This is a genomic window from Foetidibacter luteolus, from assembly GCF_009650435.1.
Lineage (GTDB): Bacteria > Bacteroidota > Bacteroidia > Chitinophagales > Chitinophagaceae > Foetidibacter > Foetidibacter luteolus.
Map to the genome: position 1 here is coordinate 73,440 of NZ_VVIP01000033.1, position 11,910 is coordinate 85,349.

The window sequence follows — 11,910 nt, forward strand, 5'->3', positions numbered from 1 at the left end:
TGATGAAAAATGTCTTTACAATTTTGTTGATGTTGTTTGGTATTTGCGTATATGCGCAGCTTCCGGTTTCGGGGCAATTGCATTTTAATTTTATGGGTGTTAAGGAAGGTTTGCCGGAGGGAACAGTAAACTGTTTGCTGCAGGACAGGCATGGCTATGTCTGGATAGGCACCCAGAATGGCCTGGTAAGGTTTGATGGCTACCAGACAAAAATTTATGGGCTTACAACGGGGGATGGCAACCTGTCTAACATAATTACTATTTACGAAGACAGGAAAGGCACGCTGTGGATAGGCACTTACTATGAAGGATTGTTTTATTACGACAGGGCGACGGATAATTTTGTTCGCTGTAAATTAAATGCCTCAAACAAGCAACAAGACAGCTATGCTGTCAGAACAATCCTGGAAGATAATAATGGAAGCCTGTGGCTGGTAGTGCGTAACCTGCAACAGCAAACGGCAGGGCTGGCTTTTTACAACACACAAACAAAAAAAACCACACACTACAATAAAAATGAACAGGGCGGGCGCCGCCTGAACGCGGGTTCGTTTTACGACCTGTTTAAGGATAGCAAAGGCGCTATCTGGGCAGGGTCTGACAATGGCCTGTACAACTATGATGCAGCAACAGGGAGCTTTACCGGGCATTTTAATACCGCCGACAGCAGCCGCCAAAAGGCAGTTGCCAAAATTGCGGAGGACAGCCTGCACCCCGGCATCTTATGGGTTAGCGCCTGGAGTATTAAGCCTCTTAAAGATGAAGGGCTTTGGCGTTATGATACCCGGCAGCGTGGCCTGCAGGTAATAAAACATGAAGCTGGTAACCCCAACAGTTTACTTACAGACGAAATATGGGACATTAAAAATTACAAAAAGGGCTATTTGTGGATTGCTACAGATACCGGCCTGTCAGTTTATAACACCAGCACAAACAGCTTTGAAAACTTTATACCCGCAGATGCCCGGAAAAACTCGGCAGACAATTACATAACTGCTATGGAAAAAGACGGTAAGGGCAACCTTTGGTGTAAAACAGGCAGGGGAGTTTTGTTTTTTAACAGCGATACAAAAACATTTACCCGTTACACCACCGGCGGTGTAAATGCCGTTAACCTGCAGAGCAATACCATAAGAACAATGATGCTGGCTAAAGATGGCATGCTGTGGATTGGCGCGGAACAAATAGGCCTGCAATGGATAAACACAGAGCGTAGCAGGTTTGCACTGTATAAATATAACCCCGGTAAACCCCACCATTTTAGTGGAAACTCAGCTAATAAATTTGCGGCATCAGCAGATGGCAGCTTATGGATAAGCTCCGCCAATGGCTTATACCAGTGGAGTGCTGGCGCCGATTCTTTTAAGCTGGTGGTTTTAAACAAACAGGCAGGTGGCAGTTTATTCACTTCAACGGTTGTAGTAGACAAAGAAGGGTTGGTATGGTGCAGCCAGTATAACAATACCGGTGCGCCTAACGGCATTTACAGTTACAACCCCCTTACTAAAAAAGTAACAGGCTACCAGCATGATGAAAAGGATACCTCATCATTACCCGGAAATAATGTACAACAAATGCTGGTAGACCATACCGGCCTGTTATGGGTAGGTACTTTTGGAAATGGTGTATGCACTTTTGATAAAACAGCCGGCAGGTTTACCAGGTACCGTTATATAAACAATACCGGTTTCAACAGCGCTGTTGAGGCCCCTAACGGTGCGTTGGATGACGACCAGGTGCAAAGCATCTGCGAAGACCCGCAAGGCAATATATGGATAGGCACCAACAATGGAAACCTCAATAAGTTTAACAGGCAAACCAATACATTCACTTCCTGGCCCAGGAATATACCCGGCTTCAGTACTATCATGAACATATATGCGGACAGTAAACAAAACATCTGGGCCGGTTCTTATATGAGTGGCCTGTTTCGTTTTGATTCCGGCACGCAACGCTATAAAAGATTTACTGAAGCTGATGGATTGTTATACAACGGAAGCTGGGGCATTAATGAAGATAAAGCGGGCAATTTATGGGTGGTATCGCCCAGGGGGCTTTCTGTACTTAACCCCAAAAACAACCAGGTACGCAATATTTCGATGGAGAATGGTTTGCCTGGCGAGCCCATTTCATTTAATATTTTCAGAACGGGCGACGGGCGTTTTATTACCGGCACCAAAGAAGGGTTTATGGTATGGAACCCTGATGATTTTTCACCCGGCAATACAATGTTGCCCATAGTGCATATTGAATCAATCTCTTTTGATAAGGATGGCGCCGGTGAGGCCACTGATTCGTCCATTGTAACATTTGACAAAACCAATCTGAAGTTGCGCCATAACGAAAACCGGCTTACGTTTCACTATACAGGTATACAGTTTCAAAGCCCTAAACTGGTGCGTTACATGTATATGCTGGAAGGTTATGATGATGACTGGGTTGATGGCGGTACGCAACGCCAGGTAACATATACCAATCTTTCACCGGGCACCTATACCTTTCATGTAAAAGCGGTTAACAGCCTTGGCGCCTGGAGCGAAAAGGCAGACAGCATAACGGTTACTGTTGCACCACCCTGGTGGCAAACCTGGTGGGCCTGGGTATTGTATGTAACAGCATTTGTGGTGGGTGTGTCTGCTATCATAGCCTACCGGTCTGTAAAGCTTAAAAGAGAAAATAAGGTACTGGAAGAAAAGGTAAATGAGCGCACCCGCCAGTTAAACGAATCCCTTGCTGAGCTTAAGGCTACCCAGGGCCAACTGGTACAATCAGAAAAAATGGCATCGCTGGGCGAGCTTACAGCCGGCATAGCGCATGAAATACAGAACCCGCTCAATTTTGTCAATAATTTTTCAGAGTTAAATACGGAGCTTGTAAGTGAACTGAAAGAAGAGCTTGACAAGGGCAACGCCGGCGATGCGCAGGCAATAGCAGATGATATCGCACTTAATTCACAAAAGATACTGCAGCATGGCAAACGTGCAGATGCCATTATAAAAGGCATGTTACAGCACTCCCGTAAAAGTACCGGCCAGAAAGAACCTGCGAACATTAATGACCTTGCTGATGAATACCTGCGGTTAAGTTATCATGGCTTAAGGGCAAAGAACCCCTCGTTTAATGCATCCATGAAAACAAGTTTTGATAAAACCGTTGGCCCTGTAAACCTGGTGCCGCAGGATATAAGCCGGGTATTGCTCAACCTTTTCAATAATGCGTTTTATGCGGCGTCTGAAAAACAGAAATCAGCCCCGCCGGGCTACCAGCCAACCGTAACTGTAACCACTAAAAGGTTGGCATCTGCTGTAGAAGTAACCGTTAGCGATAATGGCAATGGTGTTCCCCAGTCTATCGTCAACAAAATATTTCAACCCTTTTTTACTACCAAACCCACAGGGCAGGGCACAGGGTTGGGCCTAAGCCTTAGCTACGATATCATCACCAAGGAGCACCAGGGAAAACTTGAGTTGCAAACAACAGAGGGGGAGGGGGCCAGCTTTATAATTACCTTGCCTGCCTAAAGGGTAAGTAATAACCTGGATGAAGCCAGGTTCTTGGGCGTTATGCATTATTATGAGCCCGGCCGGGGATTTTCATGGCATCGTTCCTTGCGTCGCACAGCGTGTACGTTCGGTAGTTATGGCGGCTTTTCAGACCCGGGTAGGGGGCATTGTGTATGGTTGATCAAGCTACGCATCCCCGCCACCATCAGCGTTACATTGCATTGGATACAGCGGTTAGCTGTCAGGTAATTTCGGATTGCCTGGTGCGAGGGTGTACGCACCGGTGAGACAACTGAAACTAAAGATACTACTTATGAATATTCTCATTCGAAAGTAACTACCTAAGAGGACAGCGGGTTTGATAAGTTGAACGATTTAGAAAGGGAAACGCTTAAAATGAATGGCGGAATTATTGAAAAAGTTTTAAACTTAAATAATACACCAAAATAGAGTTAGGCACATGGAACTGAATTTAAAGCGAAGTATTGATGCTGATATTTTGTTTGCGCATCTTGACTTCAACAATATTGATGAATGTTTAGGTGTCGCTAAAAATCAGGGGGTTACCAATTTTATATTAAATCCTATGTTTGGATGGAAAGAGGGGGGTAGAATAGATTTTGTTGAGAGAAATCCATGGATTGAAGGAATACAGATTGTAGCAGATGATTGTGATGTCTCGCCTTTAAACTATCTAAGAAAGCTGAAGTATCTCTCAGTGCCTGGCAATAAATATAAAGGAGAGCTTGACTTCAAAAATTTTGCTGATTTGAAACATTTATTTGTTTACTGGAATAAAAAGAACTACAAGGGTATTGAAAATTGTGAGCAAATAGAAAATTTATTTATGTGGAGATGGCCGTTTAAAGACGTTAGTATGTTTAGCTCTATGAAGAACCTCAACAATTTGAACTTGTTTTTTTCTTCTTTGGAGGATTTGAATGGCGTTGAATATTTATCAGCTATAAATAAACTCAAAATCTACTCAGCCCCGAAACTTTCTGATATATCCCAACTTGAAAAAATCTCTTCTAAGATTACAAAAATTTATTTTGAATTATGCTGGAATATCAAAAGTTATAGAAGTGTGGAAAAAATGATCAACCTGCAGTCGCTCTATATTTACAGATGCGCTTCCCTGGATTGTGTTAAGTTTATAGAAAATTTTAATCAATTAGAGTACGCATATATAGGTGTGGATGTGTTAGATGGTGATATTGAAATACTTAAGAAGAAAAAAATTGAGTATAAGAAAAGCACGCTGTATTCTTGATCATAATGAATCTTTAATGAATTCTCCGGTTACTCCTTCTATCTGGAGAGTTAGCATAAATCGGCCCTTTAGATTGTAAATAAGATGCGGTCCAAAGACTGCCTCTTAAGCTAGGTTTTGGCCGTGTGATTGTAGTGTTTTGAGGCCATAGGGATGCAAAATTTTACAGAAGCCCTACTAATACCCGCTTAAAAGTCCCCATGAAAAACCGAACGATGAAGTGCTTGCGACGCAACAGGCGATGCCATGAAATACCGTCGCTGGTATCTAAATATTCTCTTTCCCAGTATTTATTTGACACAGTATAACAATGCCCCTTTCTATACATGCATGCTTTTTTACACCCACCAGGAAAGCACCAGCACACCTATCAACCCCATAACCGATACCAGCGTATCCATTACAGACCATGTTTTGATGGTGTCTTTTAATGACAGTTGAAAATATTCCCTGAACAGCCAGAAGCCGGTATCGTTTACATGAGAAAACATCATGCTGCCTGCGCCAATGCTTAATACCATCAGGTTGGGGTTAATTGAAGTTGTTGCCAGCAGCGGCGCTATAAACCCTGCGGTAGTAATACCAGAAACGGTTGAAGAGCCAACGCAAACACGGATTACCGCGGCAATACTCCAGCCCAGCACGTAAGCGTTCATATTCGCGTTTTGCAATTGCCCTGCAATCAACTGAGATACACCACCATCGGTAAGCACCTGTTTCAAAGCCCCGGCGCCGCCAAAAATCAATAAAAGAGAAGCCACTTCTTTAACTGCTATGGTAAGCTGCTCATTTACCTGCTGTTTGTTGTGGCGCTTAAAAATGCCCAGTGAAAACAGGGCGAATACAATGGTTATTATCAGGCTAACAGTGGCATCGCCAACAAAGAGCAGGCAATTCTTTATTGCTCCGTTTGCTGTAAAAGGTACTATAAGTGCGCTGCCGCCAATCAGCAGTATGGGCAGCAGCAGGGTAAGAACGCTCATGGAAACCGTGGGGAGCTGGTGCGTTGCTGCCGGAGGCGCTACGAAAGAAAGGTTGGGTTGTGTGTTGTACTTTTTAACAGTGGAGCCATACCATCCCCCTGATATTAAAATAGCAGGCACAGAAATAATGATGCCGTAAAGCAGGGTTAAACCCATGTCTGCATTTAGTTGTTTAACCAAAAACAACGGGGCAGGGTGGGGCGGCAGGTAACCTTGTGTTACGGATAGTGAGGCCAGCAAAGGCAAGCCAACATAAACAGCGGGTAAGTTATTTCTAACCGCAACGGTAATGGCTATGGGTACCAATAGCATAAAGCCTACGGAATAAAACAAGGGCAGGCTAACTATAAAGCCTGTTACCATAAAAGCCCAGCGTATGTGCTTAACGCCAAACCAGGTTGTCATTTTCGCGGAGATCTGCTCGGCAGCGCCGCTTATGCCTACCAGTTTGCCCAGCATAGCACCCAATGCTATAATGGCTGCAATAGAACCCAGTGTGCTGCCAATGCCATCCTGTATGCTCTTCATCAGTTGTATGGGCTGCAAGCCAAGCAACAACCCTAAGCCGATGCTCACAATTAAAAATGCCAGGAAAGTGTTTAGCCTTACGTAAGAAATAAGGAACACTAATACAAGAATACCGGTGACAGTAATGAGAATTGTCATGTTCTAATATACGGCGGATAATGTTGAATAACAGTGCCAGGCCAAAGAATAACGGGTGCCGTTAGCCCGGGGCCTATCTGTGTATTCATAGTCGTTTATTTGCGGGTGTTGAACAGAATAAGTTTTGAATATAGATCATCCAGCAGTAATTGCACATCCAGTTGCGTGTACACACGGATATTTCTGCCTTTATGATTTGTTTCATAAATGCCCTGGTTGTTAATTAACGGCGACGGGCGCAGTACGTAAAAACTTGAGGAGGGATCCGGTTCAAACGAAGATTGCAAAGAGGTAAGCAATACCAACGGGCTGTCGCCAACAATATAAACCTCCCCGACATTGAAATGATGTTTTATTGACATCTGCATAATGCGTTCAACGTTGCTTGTGAGATATTCGCCAATCTTTCCCTGTGTCTTAACTCTCGTCAATAAAGAGGAATAAGGCATCATAACCTGGCGGTATACATTTCTTGGGATTTGCCATATGGGTATGGTTGATTGGTTAAAAACGACTTGTCCTGCCTTCAGATCTATGGCCAGGTTGTATTCAAGTGTTGTATAGCCCGGAGGGGGAGTTGCCAACTCAGGGTATTCGGGGCCACCGATCCATATTAGGGTTAAACGATTGGCAATCTTTGGCTCCATAAGATATGCGCTTGCAATATCTGTAAGGCCTGCACCGCATACGATGTATAACGGGAGTTTAGTATCATCTCTCATTGCTTCTTTAACGATTGCGCTTGCTGCATCAGATTTTTGAGCTGTACTGTCATTTTCCAGCGCAAAATTTGATCCCTGGTAAACACTATAGGTATTGCTTAGGTTCATGATCTGCAATACTTCTTCAGCTTTTTGTTTTGCATGAGTTGCACTTTCTTTCGATGGGTCCCATCCATCGCCCTCCCTTAGGTGAGAGCCAATGATACCGCGTATTTCCACTGATGGGGATAAAAGATGCTGCACTAATTGAAACAACCCGTCAGGGTCGCCACCAAAATCGTTATCAATAATTACACGCATTCTTGGTTGCACGGGGCTATCTGTAAAAAGCTTTGCGTTACCCTCCTGCGCTGTTGATGCAGAACAGGTGGCTGCCGCCAGTAGCAAAATGCTTAATAACTTTTTGAACATGGTTGTTGTAGTTTACTTTACAGTAATAATTATTCTTTGATAGGCGGTAAGAGAAGGCGAACCATCATCTTTTGCTTCAATAATCATGTGAATTGTTTGTGCTGTAATCGCGTCTTTAGGAACAGTAACCTTTACCTGTGCTGCATTCCCGTTTAAAATGCTTACTGTGTCAGGATATGTGCCTGCCTTGTATTGCCACCATTTTATCGAAACTTTGTCTTTGTCGGGATCTGTAACATTTCCATTCAGCCTTATCGTTTCTCCGGGTGATGCCAGCACATTCAGCGGATTTTCAATTGTAATTACAGGTGCATGGTTCGCATCAGTATATTTTGATGTTACTGACCATTTCATGCGTATGGCAAAATCATTTTGAGCGGCAGGAAAAAAATCAGGGCCTGAATTTTCATTTTTACCCGGCTGCTCACTTATCGTGCTGAGTGCCGTAACCATTGCCTGCTGAGATGTATCGCCTGCCGGCAATGCAAAAGGGTTTACTATTTGTTTAGATATTTGCCTGCCACCCCAGCCGCCGTAAGATCCATCTTCGTAAGCCCGTAATCCATTACCCGTTATATTCATAAATGTGGCATTGTCGCCTTCACCAAGCCATGACCCTTTAGGTTGCACAGGCATCCATACCACGTAGCCCATGCTCCTTAACTGCTCATTCGTGTAACCGGAGAAACCAAAATAATCCATAATATCTCCTTTTACCATCTGCTTACCGTCACCCCAAACCCGGTATAATTTGCCCAGCGGTCCACGGTCAGAAACATTTTCTTTCATCCACGAACTGGTTAAATAAACTGAATCTTCTGCGTTTGCACGTAACTGCGCACCGTAACCATAGTTTGGCCCGCCGCTGAATTGACGGTATTCAATATCCGGCCAGTTAGGTTTAATGTATTTGGGATAAGTGTCATCCTGGTCTCCTGACGGCAGCAAAACTACTTTTTGCGAGATTTTGTTTTTTACAGCTTCCCATTGCGTTGTAAACTCATATTGTTCCTGTATACTTTTTAATGCTCTTGCAATGGTGCTTTGCCCGCCCCATGCGGTTATAAACAGTTTTCCTGGTTTGTCATCAAGCATCAATGTCTTTACCAGGTCAGAACCTGGAGAGTTTTTTGAAATGTCTCCATCAAATTCAATATTTCCAAAGCGTACTTTTGATTTCAACACATCGGGCGACGGATAGTTTGGATTATGCACTTTAAGGTTCGGGTAAACCTTTGCATAAGCGTCAACAATATCATCAATAAAGCGTTCGTCTTTCGCCCAGCGCCACGATGTACATGGGCAGGTGTCCAGTCCAAATCTTGCATATTCTCTTCCAGGAACAAACCATTTCGTTCCCTTGCCATCTCCCTTCCAGTGGTATTGGCTACTGGTATAAATGAGCCCTTCTACATTAACGTCGCTGCTATACAGCAAAAAACGGATAAGCGAGTTATTATCATCAAGTTCAGGGTCGGCAGTAATTACTATGCGTGGCTTTGTTTGTGTATTTGGGTGTTGTGCTTTAATAAGTGCCGGCATACACAGGGCTATGAGACCAATACCCAACAGCTTGCGGAATATTGAAATTGCTGACTTCATATAGTAAGGCATCTTTTGGTTAAACAACTTTTACTTAACAGTAGCTGAAGGTTCTATATACCCAGCTTTATTATTTCATCGTATCGCCTGTTGAGTATTCCTGCGTGGCAAAGCAGTCATTTGTACGGTTGTTTCTTTGGGCGGCGTTACAGGCCCTGGTTGATAAGAAACGGATAGGCATCTCCAGCGTTTCCTCAAAATAATCAGCTAATATGCAGTTTCTCCAGTTGAGATTTTAAATGGTTCTGCAAATCGCTGAAAGTTTTATATACGGTGCGGTAGTGCCCAAGATCCTGTAATTTTTTCTTGAATTTCAGCAGGGACAGGATGTCGTCGCTAATATTTTCAGCAGATATGGGCGCATCTTTAAAATAGGTATAAATCATCGGTTTGTTTTTTTCTGTAAACTGGCCAAATGCCACTTCAAATTCTTCTTCTGTGTATTTACCCACTTTAGAAAAGAACAGGCTGATAAAAATATCGCATTCCCTGATAGCCTTATTGTATTCTTTCTGCAAGCCGTCTTTGCTTAAAACGTCCAGGAAGTTTTCCCAGATAATCAGCTCTATGTAGCGGCCTTTTTTTACCAGTTCGTTATTTTCCCGTGCAATAAAAATTTCAAGCAACCTTCTGTCCTCCACAAGCTCTGCCGAGCTGGCCAGGAAAATCTTTATGGTTGCAGGCAGTTGCATTGTCCCGTTGTTTCCGGCAATTTTTTTTGCCGGCGGATGGGTAACCTGTTGAATCATCTCCTTCAAATCGTTAATGGCGTTCTCATATTCCGCATCTATCCTGTGCAGGCCGGATATCCTGGCCGATGATTCACTTAGCGTCAGCCCTGCTTCGTGGATATATGCACCGTTTTGATCTTTATTAAAAATAGTCGTGAGCCAGTTGCTTATAACATCCCGGTAGGGCAATAAATCGTTACTGATAATTAGAACATCCTGTGGTAAGTTATCATAACGTAAAACAGGTTTTACCAGGCATAGTTCCGGCTCTTCCTGGTAGCTAAACTGGCCTGTACAGCCAATGGCCTCTTTATCATTAATAATTTCTTTTTCTATATCCCGCTGGTTACCGGCAAAAATAATTTCCCAGTTCTTCTCCTGTATGCCTGCCGGTGAAGGCTGGCTGATAACACCGGCCTCCCAAAGTTTGTAGAGGGGCGCTATATAGCCGGATGTAGAGCCTGGCGACACAAGATATATCCGCTTTATTTTATCTGACTTGATGGAGTTTATTTCTGAATCTTTCGCCGCAATAAAGAAGGCAGAAAAGTAAGGTATCTTTTGGTGGTTTTTCTTCACTGCGAACAGTGGTGTTACTTTGCCGGCTATTACATCCATGCATTTTATATACTTGCCGGGGGGTATGGTTGCCAGCGTATTGCGGGTAATCATATAAGGCTCGTCGTTGTAGGAGAATTTAAGGAAGTCTATAGCATCAAAAACCGGCGCCGGGCTTTGCTGGTTAATAAGACTGGTTAGGTTGGTAAAAACTTTTCTTAACCCATCGTCATATTCATTATCTGGCTGGCTGGCAACAAGGGATATGCGTAATGAAGGCATGGCTATAGCTTAATATGACAGAATATATTGTTTCAGTTTTTCTAAATTATCAAAGTGCCGGTAAGGTGCGTTAGCCGGCGCCGGGCCCACCAGCAGGCCTTCTGCAGAAATATTTTCGGCAAAAGCGATATCCGATTCCAACCTGTCGCCTACTACAAATATTTTTGACACATTCCCGGCCTCTTGCAACCAGTTTTGCAGGATAAGCGGATTGGGTTTATTAAAACCGCTGATAGCAGAAATAAAAATTTTTTCAAAACAACTGCTTAACGAAAGTGCCTGCAACACATGGCCAAAGCCGGGTACATTATTGCTAACCAAAATATTTTTCCAGCCGGCAAGCTTTGTTTCTTCCAAAGCGGCATAAGCGCCTTCATACAATTTCCAACTGGATAATTGCAGGTACTGCTCATTAACACCGGCTGCTTTTATGGCGGCCTCTTCTTTATCAAAACCAAGGGCTTCAAAAATTCTGGCGAGGGTAGGGGTTACATAATCCCACCAATCCTGTTCATTGGTAAGGTATGTATAGTCTCTTTCGGGGTGGTGCCAGGGAAAACCATCCTGCAACATGCTGCTTACCAAACGGTAATTTGCCTCTGTCGCCTTGTTGGCCGCCAGTTCAAATATAGCGGCCTCCCAATTTCCTTCCCGGTAGCCAAGGGTGCCGTCAAAATCCCAGAAAATGATTTTTGTCATTTACTAATATATACAATTTCTATGCATGCGGCTACCGCTAAGGCGTTTGCCGGTTACTTGCACAAAAAACAATTATGGGCCCGGCAGAAGTACAGGCATGAGGCAGCCGTTGCGTCGCACTCTTGTACGCCTTGTCCGCTATGCAGCTTTTCCCACAGTATAGTATGGCAGCAGAAAATTGCAACATAAGCAAGGATGGAGTTGAAAGCGATAAACCAAATTCATTCAGTACCGGAGTACGAGTGGATTTTTTCCTCATTCACAAACACGCAACATCTACGAGGCTTTGTTTGTTCAGTGTTCGTTTGTTTAACGTTCAATGTTAGCGCCACTTGCACATTGTAACCTCAAAAAAACTTCAACCTCTTACCCATCAACAGACTGGTAACCTGCAACCGGTAACCGGCAACTGTCTTTCGGGTAGCTTTGTGATTAAACATTGCCCGCCAACCACAAAGCTCCGTAGCTGCGATATGTTAG

General features: G+C 43.7%; 7 protein-coding genes. 2 read left to right on the forward strand and 5 right to left on the reverse strand.

All coding sequences use genetic code 11. The annotated features are described in order from the left end of the window. Positions 1-92 precede the first annotated feature (92 nt). Both F0364_RS09035 and F0364_RS09040 read left to right on the forward strand, forming a co-directional pair. The gene (locus F0364_RS09035; RefSeq protein WP_207632584.1) at positions 93-3,521 is read left to right on the forward strand and encodes a two-component regulator propeller domain-containing protein; all 3,429 of its coding nucleotides are present in this window, start codon (positions 93-95) and stop codon (positions 3,519-3,521) included. A 442-nt stretch (positions 3,522-3,963) separates the two neighbouring features. Next, entirely contained in the window at positions 3,964-4,776 is an 813-nt protein-coding gene (locus tag F0364_RS09040) for a hypothetical protein (RefSeq protein ID WP_153797451.1), read from the forward strand. A 338-nt stretch (positions 4,777-5,114) separates the two neighbouring features. Here the strand turns inward: F0364_RS09040 and F0364_RS09045 are convergent, their stop codons facing one another. From F0364_RS09045 to F0364_RS09065, 5 genes are all read right to left on the reverse strand, one after another. Next, positions 5,115-6,425, reverse strand: a complete 1,311-nt coding sequence (locus F0364_RS09045; RefSeq protein ID WP_153797452.1) for a gluconate:H+ symporter — start codon at positions 6,423-6,425, stop codon at positions 5,115-5,117. Between the two features lie 95 nt (positions 6,426-6,520). Beyond that, positions 6,521-7,558 (reverse strand): nucleoside hydrolase, encoded by a 1,038-nt coding sequence (locus tag F0364_RS09050; RefSeq protein WP_153797453.1) that lies wholly within the window; start codon positions 7,556-7,558, stop codon positions 6,521-6,523. 12 nt (positions 7,559-7,570) lie between these two features. Then, positions 7,571-9,160, reverse strand: coding sequence for a DUF1593 domain-containing protein (locus F0364_RS09055; protein WP_153797454.1), 1,590 nt, complete (start codon positions 9,158-9,160; stop codon positions 7,571-7,573). 203 nt (positions 9,161-9,363) lie between these two features. Then, positions 9,364-10,731 (reverse strand): PhnD/SsuA/transferrin family substrate-binding protein, encoded by a 1,368-nt coding sequence (locus tag F0364_RS09060; RefSeq protein ID WP_153797455.1) that lies wholly within the window; start codon positions 10,729-10,731, stop codon positions 9,364-9,366. Positions 10,732-10,740: 9 nt separating this feature from the next. Next, the gene (locus F0364_RS09065) at positions 10,741-11,430 is read right to left on the reverse strand and encodes an HAD family hydrolase (RefSeq protein ID WP_153797456.1); all 690 of its coding nucleotides are present in this window, start codon (positions 11,428-11,430) and stop codon (positions 10,741-10,743) included. Positions 11,431-11,910 lie beyond the last annotated feature (480 nt).